This window comes from Methylovorus sp. SPW-M1 (assembly GCF_053848825.1).
In genome coordinates this window covers 2,079,361-2,103,328 of record NZ_CM132626.1, presented here as the reverse complement: position 1 = coordinate 2,103,328, position 23,968 = coordinate 2,079,361, and the positions used below count along the sequence as shown (strand labels likewise).

Genomic DNA, 23,968 nt, shown 5'->3' with positions numbered 1-23,968 from the left:
CGACTTCATGGGTAAATTCATCATGAATAGACACAAGCTCATTTTTTTATTGACGCTTGTCCTGGCGATGGGCGGTATCAGCATTTCGCTGATGAGCTACTCCGTGTCCAAAGCCTCTATTCACCGCGCCATCAGCGATAACGAGTTGCCGCTCACGGCAGACAATGTCTATTCCGAGATTCAGCGCGATCTGGTTCGGCCAGTTTTCATTTCCTCCATGATGGCTTCCGATACCTTCCTGCGCGACTGGGTGCTGGATGGCGAACGGCGTGTCGAATCCATCAGCAAATACCTGCAGGAAATCCAGAGTACCTACGGTACCTTCATCAGCTTTTTCGTCTCGGAAAAAACCCGCCAGTACTATTACGGCAACGGCGTTCTGAAAAGAGTGCAGAAGACCGAACCACGAGATGTGTGGTATTTCCGGGTTCGTGATCTCAATCAGCCTTATGAAATCAATGTAGACAAAGACCTCGCGCATCAGGATGCGCTGACGATTTTCGTCAATTATCGTGTTTACGATTATGCGAAAAACTATATAGGCGCCGTGGGTGTGGGCCTCACGGTGGATTCGGTCAAAGGCTTGATTGACGGCTACCAGGAGAAATTCCGCCGCTCGGTGTATTTCATCACCTCCGAAGGTACCGTGATGCTGTCCGGCAGCAAGCAGCATATCTCCGGCAGCCATGTGCGCGAATTGCCTGAATTGCATGCCCTGTTGCCGCAGATTACTTCGCAGGAGACCGGCTCATTTGAATACCGCTACAAAGGCAGTGATCGCCTGATCAATACCCGCTACATTCCTGAGCTCAAGTGGTATCTGATCGTGGAGAAAAACGAGAGTGAAGCCACGCAAGTCATCCGCAATACCTTGTATATCAATCTTGGGATTTGCCTGCTATTGACGGCCCTGGCGGTCTATCTCACCAACCTTGCGCTCAAGCGGTATCAAACCCAGATTGAAACCATGGCGACTACGGACTCGCTGACGCACCTGCCCAATCGCAAGGCCTTTGAGATCATCATCGATGTCATCATGCAGGAGCGCATACGCTATGGCAAAGACCTGGCGGTGATCCTGCTGGATATCGACCATTTCAAGCAGATCAATGATCGCCATGGCCATTTTGCCGGTGACCAGGTGCTGACTGAGGTCGCGCTCATCATACGTTCGTGTTTGCGTTCGGTAGACTTTGTTTGCCGCTGGGGCGGAGAAGAGTTCCTCATCCTGCTCAAGGATTGCAGCGAACGCAATGCCCGCCTGCTGGCAGAAAAAATCCGCGAGACGCTGGAAACACGTCCGGTGGACCACAAGAATGTGCCTATACACCTTACCGCCAGCCTGGGCGTAGCCATGGTACAGAATGGGGAACGCATCGAGCAGGTGCTGGAGCGGGCCGATTACGCCATGTATCAGGCCAAGGCGCTGGGCCGTAATCAGGTGATTTTCAGTAACTTCAAGAATGGTTGAGCTGGCTTGCTAGCGTATTGATGCTGCGTCGTCTCGCATAAAAAAGCCCGCATTTAGCGGGCTTTTTTGTTGGTTTATTTTCTGTCTGGGGGAAAAGGGTAGGGCATGGGTAACCAGGTGATCGCTTGCTGATGCCAGCTTACGGTTTTGCCCTCGCTGGCTTCCTGGCGCAGTTCCACCAGCACCCGGCCCTCGGCTCCGGCAATACCGCTGCTGCGAACTATCTGGCCTACGGCCTCGCCTTCGCCTGCAAATACTTCATCGCCTGGCGCGGGTATCTGGTCAGTCGCTGTCAGGCTGCCAATCAGCGACCGGCGCTTTACCTTGCCCAGATAATGGGTGCGGGCGACGATTTCCTGGCCGGTGTAGCAGCCTTTCTTGAAGTTGATGCCGCCTAGCGCATCCAGATTCACCATCTGCGGCACAAAGGCTTCCTGCGTGGCGGGGAATATCTCGGGAACACCGGCTTCGATTTCCAGCCAGTCCCAGCCGGTCTGGCCGACCGGGTCAAAGTGCTGTTCCAGTTCTTGCCAGAGTTCTTGCGCGTTTTCCTGCGCGGTGAAAATCTCAAAGCGCGGCAGCGCGCCAGGCAAACGGATCAGTGTGGCATTTTCCTGCGTGCTGATACCGTGGATTTCTGCAGGTACAAACTCAAACATGGCCCCCAGAATCGCCTCGCTATTGCTGCCTGCTACGCCGATGCGCACGATGTTGGCTGACACATCCTGAATCACCACCTTGGAACGCAGCACGTACATTTTCAGACGTTTGAGTATGGGTTCCAGCAGGCTGCCATTCAGTTGCAGGTGGATATGGCCCTGATGGGCAAAGGCGAGAAACAGGGCCAGCAGGCGGCCTTTGGCGGTGCAATAGCCTGCATAGTGGCTGTTGCTGCCGTTCAGCAGGTTGATGTCATTGGTCAGCTGGCCCTGCAGGAAGGTAATGGCATCTTCGCCATCTACCTGCAGCAAACCCAGATGGGAAAGATCAGCCATGACATGATCGTGCCGGGCGGCGGCCAGCTCTTTGGCGGGGGCGCCGAAATCAAGGAGGCGACCATCGACAATGGAGGCGCCGCGGGACTGTAAGAATTCTTGCCATTGCGTCATGATAGTAAGCCATCAATAATCGAATGGGACATTATAGCGTGAAGCCCCTGCAAGTCGACCTTCGTCCATCGCCCCGGCTCGCGGCCATCCTCATGGTGGCGAGTGTCGGCGCAGTGCTTATGTTGCTGGTTGTTCCTGTGATCTGGTGGGTGAAGCTGGCGGGCGGCGTCGCTATCGTGGTGGCCAGCGTATGGCATCTGCGACGCCATGCCTGGCGTTCTGTTCCGCAGGCTTGGGTGGGCTTGCGCTGGTCAACTGAAAGTGGCTGGCAAGCCTGGCGTCAGCAGGGGGAGGCCATGACGATCACCATATTGCCGGACTCCATGGTGACCAGCGCGCTTACGGTGATTCGATTTCGCAGTGCGGACCAGCGTTGGCCGCAGGCCCTCGTGTTGCTGGCCGACAGCGCGGATGCTGAATCCTTGCGCCGCTTGCGCGTGCAGTTGCGATGGGCTTATGAACGTACGTCGGCTGAACCTGCCGCGCGCTGACGACGTTCGGCTCTGGCTGCCCGCAGGCGCTTGAGCAGATGCACCAGCCGTTGCGGGGTATAAGCGCCGATGATGGCGATGCCCGCCAGGGTAGCGAGTATCCAGTCGATCTGCATGGGCGAAAAATCACGGCGGGAAGGCTTGAGTTCGCTCATGGCGCTACGTACCGCTTGCAGGCTATCGCCACGCACATAGGTCGCGTGGATTTCTTTCGACAGTTGCATCAGGTATTCCTCATCCAGCCGGGATGCGTAACGGTCGTTTTCTGAAGGCGCCACGTTGTCGTCGCGATTGCCAAAGTTCTGCTGCGAAATCTGGGCGATACCGGGCTGCATGGTGAAATTTTCTGCTGACCAGTAGCCAATGACCTTGTTGGACTCATCCATCTTGGGAATGGGGTGCGGGTCCATGCTGCCTATGCCCACCATCAGCCAGCCACCGCCCTGAAAGGTGCTCAGGTCGCGCGTGTTGAAGGCATGCAGCTTGGGTGCTTCTTCACCATCGGTAAAAAACACCACTTGGGAGGCTTCCGGCATGGCACGCAACAAGCGGCTCAATGACTCGGTGCTGTCGCGCAGGCGGCTGTTGCCAGACCAGGCCATGCGCCACTCCATATGGTCGATGGTGTCCTGAATCGCCGAGTAGTTGGCACAGACCTCAATCGGCGTGTAAAGCGCGGCCACACTGACCCCCGCAAACAGCGAGATGCTGACCCGGCTGCCGCAGGGCAAGCGTCCGATAATGTCGTGCAGCATGCTCTTGGTGTAATCCAGGCGCGAGACTTCCTTGCCATGCCAGTACATGCCCTTCACGTTCATGCTCTGGCTGATATCCACCACAAACACATAGCTGTATATATTGCGGGGGATGGGCACGGTGGGTTTGAATGCCGCTGCCAGCACCAGCACAAACGCTGTTGCCAGCATGGCGGCATCGCGGCGATGCCACAGGTAATGCCCAAAGCGTTTAAGCAGCTCAGTGCGCCACATGATCAAGGCAGCCCGACCGGTATATTGCCCATGATCAGGCCGGGCGAATCAGAATCGCCCACGCCCGGGGTAGGGTGGGCGGGCAGCATGGTCAGCACGCGATCCAGATTGTGGCGGGCATCCCAGAAGTGGTTATCCAGCCGCAGGGATTGCTGGTAGGCGGTTTTTGCCTGGGTCAGCAGATACTCGGTCTGGTCGCGCACCGTCATGTTGGTGCCATTGATGGCAAGTCCGCGCAGAAAGAAGATATTGCCCATGTTGAATTGCACCGCCGAGCGTTGCGTATCCGTGCCCTGGTCATTGAGCTGGCTGAACAAGAGCGTGGCTTCCTGCAGCCTGCCATTTTTGGCCTGCCAGTAGGCCACGGCAAACTTGGCTTCGTAAGACTGCTTGTCAGTTTGCGGGGGATCACCCTTGCTGATGGCAGCGTTGAACGCCTTGATCTGCTGGATGCGGTAGGCTTCGCCGGCAGCAACAGCGGCGCTGGCGATGGCAATGACGCCGAGGATCAGCGTCCATTTTTTAGCACTTAATGCCATGTTCGGACCTCAATGAATTTAACGGCAAGCAGCAAGGCAATCAGAACGGCGGCGATGCTGTAGCACCACGGCGCGTAATCCTTGCCAGGAATCTCTTCAATGTACTTGATCGGCTTTTTCTCTTTGCGATTGATGTCCTGAATCGCCGCTGCCAGCGATTGCGGATCTTCCGCTTCATAGGGCTGGTAGCCCGAGCGCAGGGTCTTGAAGTAATCGTTGAGCTCAATCGCCGGTGGTGGTGGCCGGTCATCCGGGGTTTTGTAGGTCTCATCAAAAATACTGATGGAGCCCGGCTGGCGCAGCACGATCCAGTACAGCGTCACGTGCATGCGGTCCAGCCAGTCGCGGATTTTCTCCTGCGTGGCTGCGCCTATGCGACCACCGCCATCTGACAGCAGGATAATGGCGCGGGAACCCGAGTCCGGCGTCTTGTCGAACTGGGCTAGGCCGGTTGTCAGGCCGCTGCCGATATTGGTCTGGAACAGCGCCGAGCCGCCAGCCGCGCGGATGGCCGCCAGAATCGCTTCCTTGCTCTCGGTTAGCGGCAACACATGCATGGCGGAGTTGCTGAAGGTCACCATGCCAAACATATCGTTCTTGCGCTCATTGACGAAGCGGGTAATCAGGCGTTCGGCGGCGGCGGCTTTGGATTCACCGGCACGTCCGCTGGCAATCGCGCCAGAAAAGGGGTCATCCATACTGGCACTGCGGTCTATGATCAGTACCAGCTGCGCGCCAATGCCGGTGCGCTCAATGGGTTGCGAGGGCGTAGCCGGTCCGGCAACGCCCAGGATAATGAACATCAGCGCCAGCGCAGCCAGTATCTTGAGCAAGAGCCCCAGCAGGTCGGACAAGCCATCGCGCGGGATCAGCTGCATCCATGAGTAACTCTTGCTGTGCTGACGATCCAGCAGCAGTGGCACCAGCGCCAGCGGTAACAAAAGCAGGACCCAGGGTGTGACGAAATTCACTTGTTCAGCCCTCGTTCGCAATCGCGGCAGTGGCGGCAAAATTGTTGCAGCCATTGTTCGGGGTCACCCTGCACCTGGTGCTTGGCCGTGGCATCAAAAAATACGCTACGCGACAGGCGGAAGAACTGGTTCAGCTCATCGCGCATGCTGGCAAAGCCTGGTTTGCGGGCAATGATGTCATCGGCGCTGAATACGCTGCCGCCGCTACTCTGGTTCAGGGCATGGTGCATGCGCGTCATGCCGGTTTGCAGGCCCAGCTTCTGTTTGCGGATTTTCTTGATGTCGCGATAAGCGCGCGCGAATTCACCCCCCATGCGCGGCAGCCAGCGGCGGTTGCCCAGAATATAAAGCAGCCCCAGCAGTGAGAGTGCCAGCGTGACTAGCGCAACCCACAGCGCCAGTTTTTGCTGGCTGTCATCCAGTAGCAAGGGGCCGCGCAACTGGCTCATGTCGTTTTCGATCTTGACCGAGCCATATACCGCCAGCGGGGAAATGCGGAAGCTCCAGTAAGGAATCCGCACCTGAAATACACGGCCTTCGCCACCAAACTTGACGTATTCCGCCGGCAGTTGGCTGGGCTTCACCACCACATTGTTGGTAAATACCTGGTATTGCAGCTTGAGCGTGTAAATATTGAAGGCACCTTGCTGTTTTTCGCTGATATCCACCGAGCGCACTTCCACGCCCTGATTCTGTCCGCGGTATTTTTTCTCCGTGCCCTTGAGCGGCAGTGAAGTGTCCAGCAACTTGTAGCTGGCGGGCGCTTTCAGGATGATGGTGCGATGCAGGATATCGCCCACATGGTAGCCGACATCCCGCGCCGGGTTGATCTCAGTGACCAGCACTTGCGGGTTGGGTTTGTTGTCAGCGAGCGCGGCGGGGATGCCATGCACGCTGAGCACTACCAATATCAGGGAGAGTATCCGGGAGTTGATCATCATTAAGCAGCCACAAACTGGTAAAAATACTCGGTTAAGGCGTCGGGCTTGAAGCCGTCTTCCATGAAAAATGGGGGCAGGTCGTAACGCATGAATAGCGCGCTAAGGGCGGCGCGGCGCTCAGCAAAGGCCGCCTGTATGCGGGCATGCATGTCGCCGCGCAAAAACACCGTGCGGCGCTCGCCGGTTTCACTATCGGTAATGTGCGTTACGCCAAACTCCGGCAGCTTGCGATACTCCGCCGCATCCCACAGCACCATGGGCACCACGTGATGGCGTTGCATGCCGACCAGGGCTTCTTCCAGCACTGGCAATGGCATGTGAAAGTCGGATACCAGGAAAATCAGCGCCCGCTCGCGGGAGAGGTAGGGCACCACCTGCGCCAGACCATCGCCCCCGACTTGCGGCGGCTGGTAATCGCGCAGGCGTTCGGCCATCTGATATGCACCTTGCAGGCGGGTGCTGGGGTGTGACATCCAGTCCTCGCGCACCTGCTGATCAAAGCCGATAAAGGTGAATGGGTCGTTGACGCGCGAGGCTGAATACGCCGCCGAGGCGGTAATCTCCGCGGCAATTTGCAGCTTGTGGTGTTCGCCGCTGAAGCCCATGGAGCCTGACAGATCACACACCACGTAAATGGGGGTGGCACTGCGCTGGTTGAAAATGCGCACAAACACCTGTTCGGCAGGGTCGCGCAGCGTCAGCCGCAAGTCGATACGACGCGGGTCGGGATAGGAAATCAGCGGTGCATGGCCGACGAAGTCCATGCCCAGCCCGCGCTGTACGCTGGCGTGGCGGCCAGCGTGGCGGCCGCGGGAGCGCCAGCCGATCTGGTAAGTGAATTCCTTGGCAAGTGCGTGGGTCATGTGCGGTCAACTATTCCGTAAAATCAACGGCCTTAATTCCTGGCGTTTCGCCGGTGTTCAGCATGAAGGTCAGGGCCATGCGAGGTTTCAGCACCTGTCAAATCAAGGAACGCTGATGGCATTGATAATGCCGGACAGCAATTCACGCGCAATTTCGGTACGGCGCATTTCATAAACCGGGCTGAATACCAGGCGGTGCGCCACGGTTTCGTGGAACACGGCGTGTATGTCTTCCGGCAATACGGCATCGCGCCCATTGAGCCATGCATTGACGCGCGCAGCGCGCAGCATCATGGCCATGCCGCGCGGGCTGGCGCCAGCGATGACCAGGCGGTTGATGTCGACGCCACTGATCTGTATGCCGTATTGCCCCGGTGTCTTGGTGGCCAGCCACAGATTGAGGGCATAGCGGCGCAGGGCAGCGCTGGCTTGCACCTTGTCCTGCACCAGGGCCGCAAATTCATTCAATTGATCAAACTGCAGAATACCTGCGGGAACGCGTTCGACCAGCGCATCCACATTATGGAAGCGCGTATCGAACATCAGCGATTCCATGACATCGGCATCGCTAGGGACCACGATAGGAATTTCCATCATGAAGCGATCGCGGGCGGCGGACGGGATTTCAAAGGTTTCTTCTTTTTCCACCTGGTTGCGGTCAGCGAATACCAGCATGTGCGGGAACTGGTGTTCCTTGTTGAAGGCGGACAGGGTGCGCTCGGCCATGACGCGCAGCAGCAGCGAGTGCACTTGCGGGCGGGCACGATTGATTTCGTTGAAGAAGAACACGGCCAGGTTTTCACCTTCGGATAGCAATGGGCCAGGGCTCACGTGCGGGCGCCCATCTTCGCCCAGATAGGTGTGGTACACCAGATCGTTGGGCATCAGGTCTATCGTGCCTTCAATACGCTGGTAGCCGCCGCCGATGCCGCGGGTAAAGGCGCGCAGCAGGGTGGTTTTGCCCACGCCAACATCGCCTTCAAGCAATACGTGCCCACGCGCAAAAATGGCGGTGGTAATCAGCCGCACCGGCGATTCCTGGCCGACGACGACTTTATTGATTTCGGATTCCAGGTTTAACGCATGTGCTTGCCAGTCAGCTAAAAGACGGTCACTCATTGACTTGATCCTGATGGTAGATAAGGGTGAATGTAAAAAAATGTTACGGCATCTTAGCCAGATTCCCGGTGGGTGTAAACCGATCGGTATACCCCTTGCAAAATATAGTTTATTTTCAAAGGGCTTTCGTTTCGAAGCGTTTCCGGCGAAAATACTGTTTTTTACCGATCAGCATCCTACAAGCAGAATTACATGCAAAAACAAAACAGTTTCACTTTTGAAGAGCTTCTGGCCTGTGGCCGGGGCGAAATGTTCGGCGCTGGCAATGCGCAACTTCCCTTGCCCCCCATGCTGATGTTCGATCGCATTGTGTCGATTACCGAAGATGGCGGCAAATATGGTCATGGCCAGATTGTGGCCGAACTGGATATCAAGCCTGATCTCTGGTTTTTTAATTGCCACTTTGAAGGTGATCCTGTCATGCCTGGTTGCCTGGGTCTGGATGCCATGTGGCAACTGGTGGGCTTCTATCTGGGCTGGATGGGTGGCGCGGGCCGTGGCCGTGCGCTGGGCGCTGGCGAGGTGAAATTCACCGGCCAGGTATTGCCTACCGCCAAACTTGTCACCTATCGCATTGATCTGAAACGCGTCATCATGCGCAAGCTGGTCATGGGGATTGCCGATGCCCATATGGAAATTGATGGGCGTGAAATCTACAATGCGCAAGATCTGCGTGTGGGCCTGTTTACCCGCACCGACAATTTCTAAGCAAGGTTTTAAATTAACAGAGCAAAGCAGGGTAACGGTATCATCGGGTGCAATGCAGTTGGCGATGTTCATGATGACATACGCAAAAACGACTTTGTCACACGGTTACCCTAGACTCAAAGGTTCATCTGGCAAGTTGAACTCAATAATGTGAGGAATCACGAGATGCGTCGTGTAGTAGTAACTGGCATGGGGATCGTCTCCAGCCTAGGCAACAACAAATCCGAAGTGCTGGACAGCCTGCATGCAGGCCGTTCCGGTATTACCTTTCAGCAGGAATATGCTGACCAGGGCTTGCGTTCGCACGTCGCCGGGTCAATCAAAAACCTGAACGTGGAAGAATTAATTGATCGCAAGCTGATGCGCTTCATGGCCAAAGGTCACGCCTATGCCTGGCTGGCCATGCAGGAGGCGATTGCCGATGCTGGCCTGCCCAAGGAACTGGTGTCCAACATCCGTACTGGCCTGATCGTGGGCCAGGGCGGTGCTTCGCATGAAAGCATCATGAACGGCATTGATACCCTGCGTGAAAAGGGCGTGCGTCGCGTAGGCCCATACATGGTGACCAAGGCCATGGCCAGCGGTGTTTCCGCCTGCCTGGCAACCGGTGCCGAGATCAAGGGTATCAATTACGCCATCAGCTCCGCCTGCGCCACCAGTGCGCATTGCATAGGCGCCGGGCTTGAGCAGATTCAGCTGGGCAAACAGGACATCGTGTTTGCCGGCGGTGGCGAGGAAGAGCACTGGACGCTGTCTTTCATGTTCGATGGCATGGGCGCACTTTCGAGCAAGTACAACGACACGCCTGAAAAGGCATCGCGTACCTATGATGCCAATCGCGATGGTTTCGTCATCTCTGGCGGCGGCGGTATCGTGGTGCTGGAAGAGTATGAGCATGCCAAGGCACGCGGTGCCAAGATTTATGCCGAAGTGGTTGGTTACGGTGCCACTTCTGATGGCTACGACATGGTAGCCCCAAGCGGTGAAGGTGCCGAGCGCTGCATGCGCCTGGCGCTGCAGGGCGTGGAAGGTGGTGTGGATTACATCAACACCCACGGTACCAGCACACCCGTGGGCGATCTGAAGGAACTGGAAGCTATCCGCGCCGTGTTTGGCGATAGCAATACCGCCATTGCTTCCACCAAGTCATTGTCCGGTCATGCGCTGGGTGCTGCGGGTGTGAATGAAGCGATCTACACGCTGCTGATGATGGAAAACAATTTCATTGCAGCTTCCGCCAATATTGAAACGCTGGACCCGGCTGCCGAAGGCCTGAACATCGTGCGCCAGCGTATTGATAACGCCAATATCCAGACCGCATTGTCCAACAGCTTTGGTTTCGGCGGCACCAACGCCACGCTGACCTTCTCGCGTCGCGGTCTGTAACTTCTTCCCGGCTGTGTGCCTCTGAAGTTCGGAGGGTGCGCGGCCGGGTAAATTCCAAGCAAAATGAAAGCGCAGCCAAGCTGCGCTGACAAAGATTCAGTCGTTCAGTCAGCTGGCAGCCGGGTTGACCAGCAGGGCAGCGGCGACGTGACGGTCTTCTGCCATGAGGATGTTGTAAGTGCGACAGGCGGCGGCCGTGGTCATGCATTCCACCGGGATGCCGCGTGCAGTGAGTGATGCCGTGAGACGGGGATGGATAAACCGGTGCTTGTCGCCAGTGCCCAGCAATACCACCTCGGGTGCCAGCTCGGCGATGCGTTCAAAATCCGCTACCGTCAGCGCATCAAAATCGGCTACCTGCCAATCGGTCACCAGCAGGTTGGGGAGCACCAGCAGGCTGCCGTTATAGCGCTGGGCATTCACCTCTACCCACTCGGGCGCATGTCCGGTAATCAGCTGGTTGCCAGCCGCCTGGGTTAAATGCAGTTTCATTGGTTGTCAGTCCTGGCTTTAAATTGCCTGATAAGGCTATGACAATGTAAGATAACACATTTTTTTCGTCAGGTTTTCCGCCGTGGATCCATTACTCAAGTCTTCCAAGCTCAATAACGTGTGCTACGACATTCGCGGCCCGGTATTGGCGCGCGCGCGCGAAATGGAAGAAGACGGCCACCGCATCATCAAACTGAATATCGGCAACCCTGCGCCGTTTGGTTTTGAAGCACCCGAAGAGATTCTGCAGGACGTGATCCACAATATGGATCAGGCGTCCGGTTACACCGATTCCAAGGGCCTGTTTGCCGCCCGCAAAGCCATCATGCACTACACCCAGCAGAAGAATATTGCGGGTGTCACCATCGATGACATCATCATCGGCAATGGCGTGTCCGAGCTCATCGTCATGGCAATGCAGGCACTGCTTAATAATGGCGACCAGGTACTGGTACCAATGCCCGACTATCCCTTGTGGACCGCGGCTGTCACCCTGGCTGGCGGTACTGCCCGCCACTACCTGTGCGATGAAAACACCGGCTGGTTGCCTGATCTCAAGGATATTGAGTCCAAGATCACCGCCAACACGCGCGGCATTGTCATCATCAACCCGAACAACCCGACTGGTGCGCTTTATCCGCGTGAAACGCTGGAAGGCATTATCGAAATCGCCCGCCATCACGGCCTGGTGATTTTTGCAGACGAGATTTACGACAAGGTGCTGTATGACGGCAACACGCACACCTCCATCGCCTCACTGGCCGATGATGTGCTGTTTGTGACTTTCAACGGCTTGTCCAAGAATTACCGTACCTGCGGCTACCGTGCTGGCTGGCTGGTGGTGTCCGGTGAAAAACGGCATGCTGGTGATTATATTGAAGGCCTGAACATGCTGGCCTCCATGCGCCTCTGTGCCAATGTGCCGGGGCAATTGGCCATCCAGACCGCGCTGGGCGGCTATCAGAGCATCAACGATCTGGTGGCCCCGGGCGGACGGCTCTGCAAGCAGCGTGACCTCGCGTATGAGTTGCTGACGGCGATTCCTGGCGTCACCTGTGAAAAACCAGCGGCTGCCATGTACCTGTTCCCGCGGCTGGACCCCAAGATTTACCCGATCAAGGATGACCAGCAGTTCATTCTTGACCTGTTGTTGGAAGAAAAAGTCCTGCTGGTGCAGGGCAGTGGGTTCAACTGGAAAAAACCGGATCATTTCCGCGTGGTGTTCCTGCCCAATGTGGATGACCTGACCGAAGCGATCAAGCGTATTGCCCGCTTCCTCGAAGGCTACCGCAAGAAGCACGGCACAGACAAAATCAGCGCATAACGCGCCATCTGCCGCAGCTTGGGATAGCCGCGAGTAGTTGCCATTGTTTACTTTAAAAAGATCAGCGTGAATATGAAATCAATCAATGTAGGCTTGTTGGGTATTGGTACGGTGGGCGGCGGCACTTACACCGTGCTGACCCGTAACCATGATGAAATTGCACGGCGTTCCGGCCGTGACATTCGCATTACCCGGGTGGCTGACCGCAATCTGGAACTGGCTCGTCAAGTGACCCAGGGCAAGGCGGACGTTACCGATGACGCGTTTGCCGTGGTGAGTGACCCCGCCATTGATGTGGTGGTGGAACTGATTGGTGGCTATACCATTGCCCGCGAACTGGTGTTGCAGGCGATTGCCAATGGCAAGCACGTGGTCACTGCCAACAAGGCGCTGATTGCCCTGCACGGCAAAGAGATTTTTGCGGCCGCGCGCGCCAAGGGCGTGATCGTGGCCTTTGAGGCGGCGGTGGCTGGTGGCATTCCCATCATCAAGGCGCTGCGTGAGGGCCTGAGTGCCAACCGCATTGAGTGGATTGCCGGCATTATTAATGGCACCACCAACTTCATTCTTTCCGAGATGCGTGAAAAAGGCCTGACCTTTGCCGATGTGCTGAAAGAAGCGCAGCGCCTGGGCTATGCCGAAGCCGACCCGACCTTCGACGTCGAAGGCATTGATGCTGCCCACAAGCTGGCGATTCTGTCTGCCATTGGTTTCGGTACGCATCCGCAGTTTGATAAAGCCTATACCGAAGGCATTACCCGCCTGGATGCGGTTGATATCAAATATGCCGAGGAACTCGGTTATCGCATCAAACTGCTGGGCATTACCAAACGCAGTGAAGCCGGGGTGGAGTTGCGCGTGCACCCGACCCTGATTCCGGAAAAGCGCCTGATCGCTAATGTGAATGGCGCCATGAACGCCGTGGTGGTGAAGGGCGATGCCGTGGGTCCTACCTTGTATTACGGCGCCGGTGCCGGTGCCGAGCCTACCGCCAGTGCCGTGGTGGCTGATCTGGTGGATGTGGCGCGCATGATGGATGCAGCCGTTGACCAGCGCGTGCCTTATCTCGCTTTCCAGGATGAGCAGCTGCAGGACCTGCCGGTATTGCCTATCAGCGACATCAGCAGCGCCTACTACCTGCGCCTGCGTGCCATGGACAAGCCTGGCGTGCTGGCTGAAGTGACCCGCATCCTGGGTGACCGCGATATTTCGATTGATGCCATGATCCAGAAAGAGCCGGAAGAGGGCGAGGATCAGGCCGATATCATCATCCTCACCCATGTGACCGTCGAGAAAAACATGGATAGCGCGATTGCTGCGATTGAAGCCTTGCCTGCCATTGCCGGCAAGATCACCAAATTGCGTATGGAAGAACTGGGCCGATAATGAAGTACATCAGTACCCGCGGGCAGTCGCCTGCACTCTCGTTTACCGAAATCCTGCTGGGTGGTCTGGCGCCGGACGGCGGCCTGTATTTGCCCGAGCAATATCCACAGCTGAGCGATGCGGACCTGACACGCCTGCGCGGCATGAATTATCGCGATCTGGCATTCAGCATTCTTTCACTGCTGGCGGACGATATTCCGCCAGCGGATCTGCGCGCGATTGTCGACAAGACCTACCGCGCGGATGTGTATGCCTATGCGCGGCCTGAGCAAAATGCCGAGGACATTACCCCGACGCTGAAGCTGGAAGACAATCTCTATCTGCTGTCCTTATCCAACGGCCCGACCCTGGCCTTCAAGGATATGGCCATGCAGTTGCTGGGCAATCTGTTTGAATATGTGCTGGCGAAAAAAGGCGAGACCACCAATATTCTGGGTGCCACCTCCGGCGACACCGGCTCCGCGGCTGAATACGCCATGCGCGGCAAAAAAGGCGTCAAGGTGTTCATGTTGTCACCGCACAAGAAAATGAGCCGCTTCCAGACCGCCCAGATGTTCAGCCTGCAGGATGAGAACATTTTCAATATCGCCGTCAACGGCGTGTTTGATGACGCGCAGGATATCGTCAAGGCCGTGTCCAATGACGCCGCGTTCAAGGCCAGGAACAAGATAGGCGCGGTGAATTCCATCAACTGGGCACGCGTCGCGGCGCAGGTGGTGTATTACTTCAAGGGCTACTTTGCCGTGACCCGCAACAACACGGAAAAAGTCAGCTTTGCCGTGCCTTCCGGCAATTTTGGCAACGTGTGTGCCGGCCATGTGGCGCGCATGATGGGCTTGCCTATCGATAAGCTGGTGGTCGCCACCAATGAAAACGATGTGCTGGACGAGTTCTTCAAGACTGGCGTGTACCGTCCGCGTGGCTCGGCCAATACCTACCACACCTCCAGTCCTTCCATGGACATCAGCAAGGCCTCCAACTTTGAGCGTTTTGTGTTTGATCTGACCGGGCGCGATGCCGCCAAGGTGCGTGCCCTGTGGAGCAAGGTAGATCAGGGCGGTGCCTTTGATCTGAATGAAGACGGCCTGTTTGCCCAGGTGGCCGATTACGGCTTTGTCTCGGGCAGCAGCAACCATGCAGCCCGCATGCAGACGATACGCGAGACGCAGGCCAAGTATGGTGTCACCATTGATACCCACACCGCTGATGGTCTGAAAGTCGCGTTGCAAGTGCGCGACCCTGCCACCCCCATGCTGGTGCTGGAAACGGCCTTGCCGGTCAAGTTTGAAGATGCGATTCAGGAAGCCCTGGGCCACAAGCCGGAACGCCCGGACAGCCTGCAAGGCCTGGAAGATCTGCCGCAGCGCTTTGAAGTGATGGATGCCGATGTGCAGGCCATCAAGCAATTCATTGTCGACCACACCGCCGATTAGGCTGGATTTACGCGGAAAGCCGTCACTTTATGCAAACCTATCATGATCTGATGCGCCATGTGCTTGAGCATGGCCACAAGAAAGAAGACAGAACCGGCACCGGCACTCTGTCCGTATTTGGTTACCAGATGCGGTTTGATCTGGCGGCTGGTTTTCCGCTGCTCACCACCAAAAAGGTGCATCTGAAATCCATCATCCACGAGTTGCTGTGGTTCCTGCAAGGCAGTACCAATATTGCCTATCTCAAGGAAAACGGCGTCACCATCTGGGACGAATGGGCCGATGCCGAGGGCAATCTGGGCCCGGTGTATGGTTATCAATGGCGCAACTGGCCCAAGCCGGATGGCAGCCATATCGATCAGATCACCCAGGTGGTGGACGCCATCAAGCGCAATCCGGATTCGCGTCGACTGATTGTCTCGGCCTGGAACGTGGCCGATGTTGACCAGATGAAGCTGCCGCCTTGCCATGCCTTCTTCCAGTTTTATGTGGCGGATGGCAAGCTCAGCTGCCAGCTCTATCAGCGCAGTGCGGATATCTTCCTTGGCGTCCCGTTCAACATCGCTTCCTACGCTTTGCTGACCATGATGGTGGCGCAGGTGTGTGGGCTTAAACTGGGCGATTTTGTGCATACATTGGGCGATGCGCACATTTATCTTAACCATATGGAGCAGGTGAAAGAGCAGTTGTCGCGCACGCCCCGCAGCTTGCCCACCATGCAAATCAACCCAGACGTGCGTGATATTTTCGCATTCCGCTACGAAGATTTCAGTTTGCAGAATTACGATCCATATCCGCCCATCAAGGCACCTGTCGCTGTTTAAGCTTGGCGGGAAGCTTCATTTTTCCCGCACAAGCGTCACATTTCAATAACTACAATAAATGCCATAATCTGGCTGTAAGCTCTTGTCGGCATTGGTTTTGCTTGCAAATTTTTGCTGACTTGTTTTTTTAATCACTATGGAGTTGTTACTATGAAAAAATTATCTGTTGGTGCTGCACTGATCGCCCTGGCATTTGCTGCCAATAGCGCGGTTGCTGCCGATCTGGTGATCCCCAAGACCAAGGTTAGCCTGGAAAAGTGCCTGGTTGCTGCAACCAAGGCCAAGCCTGGTACCGTGGTAAAAGTGGAAATGAAGCTGGAGAAAAAGGTTCCAGTTTATGAGTTCGACATTGAAGCCGCTGATGGCAAGGCTTGGGATGTTGAGTGCAACGCGCTGAGCGGCAAAGTGACTGAAATCGAGCAAGAAGTGAAGTCTGCTGAAGACCCACTGTTCAAAGCCAAGATGAAGGTTAGCGAAGCCGATGCACGCAAGACGGCATTGGAAGCTCATCCAGGTGAAATCACCGAAGTCGAATACGAAATCGAAGAAGACGGCGCTGCCACTTACGAGTTCGACATCGTGGGTAAGGATGGCAAGGAAATCAAGGTTGAGGTTGATGCCACTTCCGGCAAGATCGTGGAATCGCACAGCGAGATCTACCAGATCGGCAAAGAGTAATCTTCTGTCTGGACTGTGCGTGAGGTCATCCCGTTACTCAGGCTGATCTCCTGACAACATGAAAAAAGCCCTGTCTTATCACAGGGCTTTTTTTAAGGCTCTCTTCGGGTTTTGATTTCCCGGATTGGGGCCTGATTAAAGTGGTGTGCCACTTCGGCATGAGCCAGTAGAGAGGTTTTGTCGCTGAGCGTATATTTGCTTGTGAGGCCTCCGCGGAATTCAAGGCCAATGTGGTTCTGATCCGCAAAGCTGGCAGGAGTCGATCCGCCTTTTTTCCTGGTAGGCATCCACCTCGTTGACCCCATCTCATGACAATATAGGTCAGCAAGGCGCATACGGTTCCATGCCTTAGTGGCAACTGATCTGAGTATGTGGTCTGGCGCGCAAACACTCCCCTGTCTGCCATCAGGTAGACCAGCTGAGCCTGCGCTTGGTGAGCAGTATATGACTAGTTAGGAAAACCTAATTCATCCATAATGAGCTGTAAATCGATACTATTTTTCAATGTATGCGAAATTAGACACCAGGGAATAATTATCTAAGGCGAATAATGAATAAAAAAAGCTTTTGTTTACTTCTTATCTTATTAAATGCAACACAGTCTTATGCTGCCGAGATCAAAAAGCCAGAAATGGTAGAAAGTCCACCGTTTATATACCCCGTCGAAGCATATCAGGCTGGACATCAAGGCCTGGTTTTGGTTGAGGTGAGGATATTGGCAAACGATACGATTGAAACTCCAACCATAAAGAAAAGCTCCCGGTCGGAAATTTTGGATAAAGCTGCCATTACCTTAGTAGAGCAAAGTAAGTTTTTGCATGGCTCCGACAAGGATGGAAAACCTGCTGACCTCGTCGTTGTCGTTCCCGTGGAGTTCAATAAAGACTCTTCAGCAAACTTGAATATAAAAACCTGCGCCGATTACGTCGCTGACTATCAATGGTTCACGCAGACATTTCCAGAATCTAAACTCTCAGATATGAGGCTTTATAAGTTGACGCTTGGATTACTTACTGTGCGAATGGCAAATGTCGATGATTTGTTGAGATTGAGTAAAAGCTATACTCGAATTTATCAAAAAACGTATGCAGATTGCTATGATAATCGTGATCAGATGTTTATGACGACTCTTAAAGACAATATGAAATGGCAGTAATTTTCATTAAAAAGGTTTTTAATTTTTAAAGTTAGAGAAAAAATGACCCCACAGCAAATCGTTGGTTTGGCCGTTCGTCTATTTTCAATTTGGTTGTTTATTTTTTCATTTGAAATCAATGGTTATATTAGCTCTCTAAGCAATCAATCAGGGAGCGAATCCATTCCATTTCAATATCCATTGGTGGCGCTTATTTTTGTTACTTCCTTGATTTTGTGGTATTTTCCAATGGCAGTAGCTCATAAGCTTATTCCAAAAACAAAACACGAAGATATTCTAAATATTCAGTCTCAGAACGCTGTGCATGTGGCTTGTATAATATTCGCCTTATGGCTTTTCATAGTTAAACTTTTACCTGCACTTGCCACTTACTTGCCACTGCTATTTTTTATTTCACGCCAACATCAGTCAACTCTGGATTATGAGCAGTTTCATTTTATGAAAATTGCGCCATTCGTTATCGAATTTTTTGTTGCAATAATTCTCACATTTAAATCTCGTTCAATTTCTAAGTATTTATTAAGTTTGGACGGTAAAGTCGATAAGGATTCAACGGAGTAGTTTTGTCAAATTTCGTAATGACCATGAAAGACTAAGAGTCCACTCTTAGCTATAAGCTGCCCGATCCTAATCTAGACCCAGATAAGTCCTGGACGCCTTGTTCTCTGTCGGCTGAGATGATCCCATTATTTGGGCAGGGCGAAAGGGCCATCGGCCTGAAGTACACTCGAAGAGCTAATCCCACTTCCTTCAGTGCAACTAACGGAAAACAGTGCGACTTCGCAAAATAAAAAACGCCCGTGAGGGCGTTTTTTATTGCCTGCTTCCAGGCAGCGGGGGAAGAAAAAAGGCGGACCTCCTCGGGGATTAGAGGCCCGCCACGGGGAAACGTTAAGCGTTAAGCTGGCGCCCTATGCTAAGCCGGACTTGCTCACCCACGGCGAGTCGGGGACGGTCAAGTTGCGTAATGGTATGCGTCACGCCATCTGCCATGCGCACCTGGATGATGTAGGCGGTCAGTTTTTCGCCATCACGCGCCTGCAGGGCGGGTTGTTGCAGTGGATGTTGCAGGGCTTCGCCCTCTACCGTGCGTATCGAAATAATCGTGCCGCAGCTGCTGCAAGCTGACGAATGCTGATCGGGAACCGGCGCAGCAGCGGCCTGGGGCTTGGCAATGGCGGCGTCACGGTGACGGCCATCAGTCAGGCTTTGCGCCGCATCCTGTTTTTCGGAATGCACTGGAATCAGACCGGTAATTGCCGCGCTGCCAAGCAGACTGAAGATTGTCAGTGCGACGGCGGCAACCAGAACCAGTGGATGCGTTTTGCGTGGATTAGGATTTTTCATGGTAATAACCTCCCTTAGTATCCGTAACCTTGATAACGGTAGTATCTGTCGTGACCATGGCCGTGGTCGTGATGACGTGGACCGCGCCAGTCGCGCTCATACACCATGTAGCCGCGTGGGGCTGGCTGGTAGTAGACGCGCGGTGCAGGTTGGTAATACACCCGTGGGGCGGGGCGATAGCGAGGCTCTGCCTGATAGCGTGGTGTCTGCGACGCAATAGCCACACCTGCGGCCGCACCAATGGCACCGCCGATGATCGCGCCATCACGGCCACCGATGGAGGAGCCGACTATGGCGCCGGCACCGCCGCCCAGTGCGCCACCGAGAATCGAGGGTCCATTCACCTCCATAAAGCCTTCGGCCTGCGCCGAGGTGCTGAAGGCACAAACCAGCGCCAAGGCTGCGCAGGCGTGGGTAATTTTCGTATTCATCCTGTTCTTAAGCATGTGATTTACCCCTTAACAACCAAACTGTTTTTAACCGTTTGCACACCCTGCACGGAGGATGCAATTTCCACAGCGCGATGCGCTTGCTGATCCGTATCGACAAAGCCGCTCAATATCACTTCACCTTTATAGGTTTCCACACTGATGTTGAGCGATTTGGTGTGGCTGTCATGCACCAGTTCATCGCGAATCTTTTCGGTGACTTCGGTATCGTCCAGAAATGCTTCCATGCGGGCTTGCTGGGCAGCTAGCTTGAACTGCTCAAATTCCTGCTCGCTCAAACTGCCATTGCGGTCGATATCGGCGTTTTCGAAATGCTGTGCGAGGTCTTGATCCTGAACCGCCTCATCGTGGTTCAGACGATGATCCTGATTGCTGTCCAGCTTGCTGAAAGCGCTGGCAAAAGGCTGCACCAGTGGACGATCAACGTTAGCCGCAATCCCGGATGCGCTGTAGGCGCACAGAGCCAGGCTCAGCGTCAGGGCAGTGGTTTTAAGATTAAATGTAGATGGCTTGTTTTTCATGTTGGTTTGCTTACATTGCTCACAAGAGATATGGCAAGTAGCGTGCCAACATGAAAATGTTGTTTTAAATCAAGTGATTAATTGAAATTTAGGATTTTGAACCCCCGGTGGAATCGTCGCTGAATGGCGACGTTCCACAGGGGGTGTTTTGTAAGGCGTTGAATTTAAATAGGAATGGGTGTCGCGAAAACTAGGCAGCTTGGCCGCTGGTGTCGTCTTTGAACAACGCCGGGGTCAATTGATGCCGTTGCAGCAGCTTGTAGAACTCGGTGCGATTACGTTGAGCCAGTCTGGCAGCTTGCGTGACGCCGCCATTGGTGGCCTTGAGCAGCTTGATCAGGTAGTCCCGCTCAAAGTTTTTGCGCGCAATCTCAAATGGCACAATGCCGCCGATATCGTCCTGCAGGGCCTTTTGTACCAGGGATGTGGATACCAGCGGTGTGGTCGATAACACCACCGTCTGTTCCACGATGTTTTGCAATTGCCGGACATTGCCCGGCCACGGCGCTGCAATCAGCAACTCCATGGCGTCGGGTGAAAAGCCATTGAGGTTTTTGCCGTATTTGGTGCTCAAGGCATGGAGGAAGTTATTAGCCAAGAGGGGGATGTCCTCGCGCCTGCCTGCCAGGGAAGGGATATCCAGCGATACCACGTTGATGCGGTAATACAAATCCTCACGGAAGCGCCCGGCTTTCATTTCTTCGGCCAGGTTTTTATGCGTGGCTGAAATAATCCGTACATCCACCGCAATCGAGGTGTTGGAGCCGACAGGCCGTATCACGCGCTCTTGTAACGCCCGTAGCAGCTTGACCTGCAAGGGCATGGGCATGTCGCCGATTTCATCGAGAAAAATCGTGCCGCCTTCCGCGCTCTGGAACAGGCCTTTGTTATCCCTGACGGCGCCGGTAAAGGCGCCTTTGGTATGACCAAACAGCTCGGATTCAAGCAGGGCTTCGGGGATCGCGCCACAGTTGATCGCCACAAACGGGCGGCGATTGCGTGGACTGGCTTTATGTATGGCACGCGCCAGCAGTTCCTTGCCGGTACCACTGTCGCCTTGAATAAACACACTGGCGTCTGACATGGCCATCAATTTGGCCTGGCTCAGCAGGTTTTCCATGTGCGGACTGCGCGTGATGATGGCTTCGCGCCAGCTTTGATCTTCCGTGCTGTCTGCCGTGACATGCGCGCCTGCGGTGAGCCGCAATGCCGCTTCCACCTGTTGCAACAGGGATTTGCTGTCAAATGGTTTGGTCAAAAAGCCAAACACGCCACGCCGGGTGGCATCCACCGCTTCCGGAATCGAGCCGTGCGCGGTGAGCAGGATGACGGGCAGGGCGGGGTCCGCCTGATGGATGGCGTCAAACAGCGCCAGGCCGTCCATGCGCGGCATGCGCAGATCGCTGATCACCAGTGCGGGGCGACTCACCCCGATATGCGCCAGCGCTTCTTCGCCATTGGCCGCGGTGACAACCTGGTAGCCAGCGGCCACCAGCCGCATTTCCAGCAGTTTAAGAATGTCGGGATCGTCGTCTACAGCCAGAATCTTGCGGCCAGTGACGGGCGATAAAGCCAAAACACTCATTTCTTGGGTCCTTGGTCACGATCTATCATGGTTTTTTCAATATCCTTGAGGTCATCCAGTTTTTTCTGCAGGTTCATCATGCCGGTCTGGGCCGTATCCGCGCGCTTTTGCTCATCGCGCACGCGGCTTACCAATCGCAGGTTTTCGCCGACGAAGTCGCGCAACAGGCCAAACAGATTCTTTTCGTCGGCAGACAGCGTTTTCTCTGTCAGTAATTCATCCAGCAAGATTTGGGCCTTCTGCGAATCACGCGTTTTACTGGAGGGCAGTGCATAAGCAATCGCCAGCTTGCTGCGCGTGAGCAGTGGCAGTTTTTCCTTGCCATTGCTTGTGCTCAGGATGGCGACCTCCTTTTTCTGGGTATCGGCGGGCAGGTCGGTGAAATACTGCGCGTACTCCAGCAAGGCATTGTTGTTGACCACGGGGGTTTCCGATTTGACCTCGGTTTTGGCGCTATGTTCGTGGTGCGTGGTCGCAGACTCGGTAACCGGAGCCTGTGGTTTGGTCGAGACCGGCGCGCAGGCATTTAACAGCAGCGCGGTGAATAGCGGCAATGCTGCTCGGGTCAGGCCCGGATAAAGGGCGGTAGTCTTCATGGAATATTCTCCTAAAAATTCGTATTAATGCCGATATGCCTGACCACGCGGGGTGAGGCATATTGCTGACATGCCATGAAGGACGGCAATAAGGGCAAGGCTTGAGTGGACTAGGCGGCTTTACTGATCGGATGCAACGGCAGGCGCACCTGGAAGTGGGCGCCATGTTCCGATGGCAGCAGCATGATCTCGCCACCGTGCGCATCTACATATTCTTTGGCAATCGACAAGCCTAGCCCGCTTCCACTGACCAGACTTTCATAGACACCGTTCCCTTTGTAAAAAGGATCAAACAGTTTTGCCTTGTCCGCCGCCATGACGCCCGGGCCGCCATCATGGACTTCAAACACCAGACTGTCATTAGTTTGCCGGGTGCGCAAGCGGATGGTGCCGGATTTTGGCGTGTACTTGATGGCATTGGAAATCAGGTTGTCGACGATGGTGGCGACTTTTTCTGCATCAGCCTTGAGGTGCACGGTTTCGCAGTCCCGCTCAATAGTAATCTGCTTGCTGCTCATGGTCAGCGCATACGAATTCAACACATTTTCCAGCAGGGTGGGGAAGTCAAATCCGCTTAATTCCAGCTGCGGTTTCTGATATTGCACGGCGGAATAATTCAGCAGGTTTTCTATCATTTTTTGCAGGCGCATACTGCTTTCGCGCAGGATGTTCGCGATCTCTTTCTGCTGCGGACTCAGGGCGCCACCGATTTCATCGCTCAGCAGTTCGCTGCCTTCGCGGATGGCGGTGAGGGGCGTTTTCAGCTCGTGCGATACGTGGCGCAAGAAGCGTTGTTTTTGCTGATTGAGCTCATCCAGCTGCGCCCGCAGCCAGTCCAGGCGTATGCCCAGGTTATGCAGGTCGCCCGGGCCATCAATGCTGATGGGTTCATCGTACTTGCCTTCGCCCAGCCGCCGGATGGCCGCATCCATGCGCTTGATGGGTTGTGCGACCAGGAATGTGATCACGGCGGCAACCAGTAGCGCTACCGGGATAAGCGTCATGGTCTGGCTGATCAGCATTTCCTGGGTTTGCTCGGCCGTGCGCGCCAGAATCGCCGACTCGCGGTCGATCAGGCGATTGTTTTCACGCAGGATATTCTGCGCCTGATCCGATAAATCCAGGAATTCGGCAATGGCTGCCTTGGCGGTTTCCGGGGTGGGCTGCAATTGCACCACCGTGTCGTAGAGCTTGTCTTCCTGCTGGTTGATCGCTTTCAGCGCCTCGGCCTGGCTCGCCGTAATGCTGAGGCCGCTCAGCTCATCAATCGCATCGGCAAACTGCTCGTGTGCACGCGTGAAGTTCACCAGCAATTGCACGTCATGCAGCACAAAATACTGGCGGGCACTGCGCTCCATCAGCATGAGTTGTTCCGCAATCGCCCGGCTGGCGCGGGTGGCCTGCACCGATTGCGCTACGGTCGTGCGACTTTTATCGGCGAGTCTGTCCAGGTAAACCGCCGCATTGCCGAAGGCAAATAGCAATGGGAGCATGGTGAGTGCAAAACCAAACAGCAATAGCTTTAAAAATGATCGAGGATAAGCAATGCGCAACTAATCAATCTCCAATGTTCAGGCCATGCCTGGCTTG

Annotated in this window: 25 protein-coding genes; 11 read left to right on the top strand and 14 right to left on the bottom strand. The window is 54.9% G+C overall.

Annotated features, from left to right (window positions below; genetic code table 11):
* Positions 1-22: 22 nt before the first annotated feature.
* Positions 23-1,471: a sensor domain-containing diguanylate cyclase gene (locus ACWWD9_RS09880; protein ID WP_455866934.1), complete on the top strand. Its 1,449-nt coding sequence runs from the start codon at positions 23-25 to the stop codon at positions 1,469-1,471.
* Positions 1,472-1,545: 74 nt separating this feature from the next.
* Here ACWWD9_RS09880 and ygfZ read toward each other — a convergent pair whose 3' ends face one another.
* The gene (ygfZ, locus tag ACWWD9_RS09875) at positions 1,546-2,580 is read right to left on the bottom strand and encodes a CAF17-like 4Fe-4S cluster assembly/insertion protein YgfZ (RefSeq protein WP_455866933.1); all 1,035 of its coding nucleotides are present in this window, start codon (positions 2,578-2,580) and stop codon (positions 1,546-1,548) included.
* Between the two features lie 38 nt (positions 2,581-2,618).
* Between ygfZ and ACWWD9_RS09870 the strand changes: the two genes are divergently transcribed.
* A complete protein-coding gene (locus tag ACWWD9_RS09870; protein ID WP_455866932.1) occupies positions 2,619-3,071 on the top strand; it encodes a protein YgfX in 453 nt (150 codons plus the stop codon).
* Here ACWWD9_RS09870 and ACWWD9_RS09865 read toward each other — a convergent pair.
* The 6 genes from ACWWD9_RS09865 to ACWWD9_RS09840 form a co-directional block, all read right to left on the bottom strand.
* On the bottom strand, positions 3,035-4,060 hold the full coding sequence (locus ACWWD9_RS09865) for a VWA domain-containing protein (RefSeq protein ID WP_455866931.1): 1,026 nt from the start codon (positions 4,058-4,060) through the stop codon (positions 3,035-3,037). The two genes, ACWWD9_RS09870 and ACWWD9_RS09865, sit on opposite strands and share 37 nt — an antisense overlap.
* A 2-nt stretch (positions 4,061-4,062) precedes the next feature.
* Entirely contained in the window at positions 4,063-4,599 is a 537-nt protein-coding gene (locus ACWWD9_RS09860; protein ID WP_230345499.1) for a hypothetical protein, read from the bottom strand.
* The gene (locus tag ACWWD9_RS09855) at positions 4,590-5,570 is read right to left on the bottom strand and encodes a vWA domain-containing protein (protein ID WP_041362038.1); all 981 of its coding nucleotides are present in this window, start codon (positions 5,568-5,570) and stop codon (positions 4,590-4,592) included. Before ACWWD9_RS09855 ends, ACWWD9_RS09860 begins: the two co-directional genes overlap by 10 nt.
* Positions 5,567-6,511 carry a hypothetical protein gene (locus tag ACWWD9_RS09850; RefSeq protein WP_455866930.1) on the bottom strand — a complete coding sequence of 315 codons (945 nt, stop codon included), beginning with the start codon at positions 6,509-6,511 and terminating at the stop codon, positions 5,567-5,569. Before ACWWD9_RS09850 ends, ACWWD9_RS09855 begins: the two co-directional genes overlap by 4 nt.
* The gene (locus ACWWD9_RS09845; protein ID WP_015829673.1) at positions 6,511-7,374 is read right to left on the bottom strand and encodes a DUF58 domain-containing protein; all 864 of its coding nucleotides are present in this window, start codon (positions 7,372-7,374) and stop codon (positions 6,511-6,513) included. Before ACWWD9_RS09845 ends, ACWWD9_RS09850 begins: the two co-directional genes overlap by 1 nt.
* A gap of 102 nt (positions 7,375-7,476) precedes the next feature.
* Positions 7,477-8,493: an AAA family ATPase gene (locus ACWWD9_RS09840; protein WP_455866929.1), complete on the bottom strand. Its 1,017-nt coding sequence runs from the start codon at positions 8,491-8,493 to the stop codon at positions 7,477-7,479.
* A 192-nt stretch (positions 8,494-8,685) separates the two neighbouring features.
* Here ACWWD9_RS09840 and fabA point away from each other — a divergent pair, with 192 nt between their 5' ends.
* Both fabA and fabB read left to right on the top strand, forming a co-directional pair.
* On the top strand, positions 8,686-9,201 hold the full coding sequence (gene fabA, locus ACWWD9_RS09835) for a 3-hydroxyacyl-[acyl-carrier-protein] dehydratase FabA (protein WP_013441700.1): 516 nt from the start codon (positions 8,686-8,688) through the stop codon (positions 9,199-9,201).
* Between the two features lie 165 nt (positions 9,202-9,366).
* Positions 9,367-10,587, top strand: coding sequence for a beta-ketoacyl-ACP synthase I (gene fabB / locus ACWWD9_RS09830; RefSeq protein ID WP_013441701.1), 1,221 nt, complete (start codon positions 9,367-9,369; stop codon positions 10,585-10,587).
* A 108-nt stretch (positions 10,588-10,695) separates the two neighbouring features.
* On the opposite strand, the gene ACWWD9_RS09825 is transcribed toward fabB, so the two are convergent.
* Complete coding sequence (locus ACWWD9_RS09825) at positions 10,696-11,079, bottom strand: Mth938-like domain-containing protein (RefSeq protein WP_455866928.1); 384 nt, start codon at positions 11,077-11,079, stop codon at positions 10,696-10,698.
* Positions 11,080-11,161: 82 nt separating this feature from the next.
* On the opposite strand from ACWWD9_RS09825, the gene ACWWD9_RS09820 reads away from it, so the two are divergent.
* From ACWWD9_RS09820 to ACWWD9_RS09790, 7 genes are all read left to right on the top strand, one after another.
* Positions 11,162-12,403 (top strand): pyridoxal phosphate-dependent aminotransferase, encoded by a 1,242-nt coding sequence (locus ACWWD9_RS09820; protein WP_013441703.1) that lies wholly within the window; start codon positions 11,162-11,164, stop codon positions 12,401-12,403.
* 72 nt (positions 12,404-12,475) lie between these two features.
* Positions 12,476-13,789: a homoserine dehydrogenase gene (locus tag ACWWD9_RS09815; protein ID WP_015829678.1), complete on the top strand. Its 1,314-nt coding sequence runs from the start codon at positions 12,476-12,478 to the stop codon at positions 13,787-13,789.
* The gene (thrC, locus tag ACWWD9_RS09810) at positions 13,789-15,222 is read left to right on the top strand and encodes a threonine synthase (RefSeq protein ID WP_455866927.1); all 1,434 of its coding nucleotides are present in this window, start codon (positions 13,789-13,791) and stop codon (positions 15,220-15,222) included. Before ACWWD9_RS09815 ends, thrC begins: the two co-directional genes overlap by 1 nt.
* A 29-nt stretch (positions 15,223-15,251) precedes the next feature.
* On the top strand, positions 15,252-16,046 hold the full coding sequence (locus ACWWD9_RS09805; RefSeq protein WP_013441706.1) for a thymidylate synthase: 795 nt from the start codon (positions 15,252-15,254) through the stop codon (positions 16,044-16,046).
* A gap of 150 nt (positions 16,047-16,196) precedes the next feature.
* Positions 16,197-16,724, top strand: coding sequence for a PepSY domain-containing protein (locus tag ACWWD9_RS09800; RefSeq protein ID WP_013441707.1), 528 nt, complete (start codon positions 16,197-16,199; stop codon positions 16,722-16,724).
* A 550-nt stretch (positions 16,725-17,274) separates the two neighbouring features.
* Positions 17,275-17,880 (top strand): energy transducer TonB, encoded by a 606-nt coding sequence (locus ACWWD9_RS09795; RefSeq protein WP_455866926.1) that lies wholly within the window; start codon positions 17,275-17,277, stop codon positions 17,878-17,880.
* 42 nt (positions 17,881-17,922) lie between these two features.
* A complete protein-coding gene (locus ACWWD9_RS09790; RefSeq protein WP_455866925.1) occupies positions 17,923-18,441 on the top strand; it encodes a hypothetical protein in 519 nt (172 codons plus the stop codon).
* A 330-nt stretch (positions 18,442-18,771) separates the two neighbouring features.
* Here ACWWD9_RS09790 and ACWWD9_RS09785 read toward each other — a convergent pair whose 3' ends face one another.
* The 6 genes from ACWWD9_RS09785 to ACWWD9_RS09760 all read right to left on the bottom strand — a co-directional run bounded on the left by ACWWD9_RS09785 (position 18,772) and on the right by ACWWD9_RS09760 (position 23,871).
* Positions 18,772-19,227, bottom strand: a complete 456-nt coding sequence (locus ACWWD9_RS09785) for a hypothetical protein (RefSeq protein ID WP_013441708.1) — start codon at positions 19,225-19,227, stop codon at positions 18,772-18,774.
* Between the two features lie 14 nt (positions 19,228-19,241).
* Positions 19,242-19,673, bottom strand: coding sequence for a glycine zipper domain-containing protein (locus tag ACWWD9_RS09780; protein ID WP_455866924.1), 432 nt, complete (start codon positions 19,671-19,673; stop codon positions 19,242-19,244).
* Between the two features lie 5 nt (positions 19,674-19,678).
* Entirely contained in the window at positions 19,679-20,197 is a 519-nt protein-coding gene (locus tag ACWWD9_RS09775; RefSeq protein ID WP_455866923.1) for a BON domain-containing protein, read from the bottom strand.
* Between the two features lie 190 nt (positions 20,198-20,387).
* On the bottom strand, positions 20,388-21,782 hold the full coding sequence (locus ACWWD9_RS09770; protein ID WP_013441711.1) for a sigma 54-interacting transcriptional regulator: 1,395 nt from the start codon (positions 21,780-21,782) through the stop codon (positions 20,388-20,390).
* Positions 21,779-22,378, bottom strand: a complete 600-nt coding sequence (locus ACWWD9_RS09765; RefSeq protein WP_455866922.1) for a hypothetical protein — start codon at positions 22,376-22,378, stop codon at positions 21,779-21,781. The genes ACWWD9_RS09770 and ACWWD9_RS09765 overlap by 4 nt, the downstream gene beginning before the upstream one ends.
* A 110-nt stretch (positions 22,379-22,488) precedes the next feature.
* Positions 22,489-23,871 carry a sensor histidine kinase gene (locus ACWWD9_RS09760; RefSeq protein WP_455866921.1) on the bottom strand — a complete coding sequence of 461 codons (1,383 nt, stop codon included), beginning with the start codon at positions 23,869-23,871 and terminating at the stop codon, positions 22,489-22,491.
* Between the last annotated feature and the right edge of the window lie 97 nt (positions 23,872-23,968).

Excerpts from the sequence above, each read along its gene's own strand:
- ACWWD9_RS09795 (WP_455866926.1), top strand. The coding sequence starts at position 17,275 with ATGAATAAAAAAAGCTTTTGTTTACTTCTTATCTTATTAAATGCAACA.
- fabA (WP_013441700.1), top strand. The coding sequence starts at position 8,686 with ATGCAAAAACAAAACAGTTTCACTTTTGAAGAGCTTCTGGCCTGTGGC.
- ACWWD9_RS09865 (WP_455866931.1), bottom strand. The coding sequence starts at position 4,060 with ATGTGGCGCACTGAGCTGCTTAAACGCTTTGGGCATTACCTGTGGCAT.
- ACWWD9_RS09800 (WP_013441707.1), top strand. The coding sequence starts at position 16,197 with ATGAAAAAATTATCTGTTGGTGCTGCACTGATCGCCCTGGCATTTGCT.
- ACWWD9_RS09775 (WP_455866923.1), bottom strand. The coding sequence starts at position 20,197 with ATGAAAAACAAGCCATCTACATTTAATCTTAAAACCACTGCCCTGACG.
- ACWWD9_RS09840 (WP_455866929.1), bottom strand. The coding sequence starts at position 8,493 with ATGAGTGACCGTCTTTTAGCTGACTGGCAAGCACATGCGTTAAACCTG.
- ACWWD9_RS09765 (WP_455866922.1), bottom strand. The coding sequence starts at position 22,378 with ATGAAGACTACCGCCCTTTATCCGGGCCTGACCCGAGCAGCATTGCCG.
- ACWWD9_RS09815 (WP_015829678.1), top strand. The coding sequence starts at position 12,476 with ATGAAATCAATCAATGTAGGCTTGTTGGGTATTGGTACGGTGGGCGGC.
- ygfZ (WP_455866933.1), bottom strand. The coding sequence starts at position 2,580 with ATGACGCAATGGCAAGAATTCTTACAGTCCCGCGGCGCCTCCATTGTC.
- ACWWD9_RS09825 (WP_455866928.1), bottom strand. The coding sequence starts at position 11,079 with ATGAAACTGCATTTAACCCAGGCGGCTGGCAACCAGCTGATTACCGGA.
- ACWWD9_RS09850 (WP_455866930.1), bottom strand. The coding sequence starts at position 6,511 with ATGATGATCAACTCCCGGATACTCTCCCTGATATTGGTAGTGCTCAGC.
- ACWWD9_RS09790 (WP_455866925.1), top strand. The coding sequence starts at position 17,923 with ATGACCCCACAGCAAATCGTTGGTTTGGCCGTTCGTCTATTTTCAATT.
- thrC (WP_455866927.1), top strand. The coding sequence starts at position 13,789 with ATGAAGTACATCAGTACCCGCGGGCAGTCGCCTGCACTCTCGTTTACC.
- ACWWD9_RS09770 (WP_013441711.1), bottom strand. The coding sequence starts at position 21,782 with ATGAGTGTTTTGGCTTTATCGCCCGTCACTGGCCGCAAGATTCTGGCT.
- ACWWD9_RS09760 (WP_455866921.1), bottom strand. The coding sequence starts at position 23,871 with ATGCTCCCATTGCTATTTGCCTTCGGCAATGCGGCGGTTTACCTGGAC.
- ACWWD9_RS09785 (WP_013441708.1), bottom strand. The coding sequence starts at position 19,227 with ATGAAAAATCCTAATCCACGCAAAACGCATCCACTGGTTCTGGTTGCC.
- ACWWD9_RS09860 (WP_230345499.1), bottom strand. The coding sequence starts at position 4,599 with ATGGCATTAAGTGCTAAAAAATGGACGCTGATCCTCGGCGTCATTGCC.
- ACWWD9_RS09880 (WP_455866934.1), top strand. The coding sequence starts at position 23 with ATGAATAGACACAAGCTCATTTTTTTATTGACGCTTGTCCTGGCGATG.
- ACWWD9_RS09780 (WP_455866924.1), bottom strand. The coding sequence starts at position 19,673 with ATGCTTAAGAACAGGATGAATACGAAAATTACCCACGCCTGCGCAGCC.
- ACWWD9_RS09845 (WP_015829673.1), bottom strand. The coding sequence starts at position 7,374 with ATGACCCACGCACTTGCCAAGGAATTCACTTACCAGATCGGCTGGCGC.
- fabB (WP_013441701.1), top strand. The coding sequence starts at position 9,367 with ATGCGTCGTGTAGTAGTAACTGGCATGGGGATCGTCTCCAGCCTAGGC.
- ACWWD9_RS09805 (WP_013441706.1), top strand. The coding sequence starts at position 15,252 with ATGCAAACCTATCATGATCTGATGCGCCATGTGCTTGAGCATGGCCAC.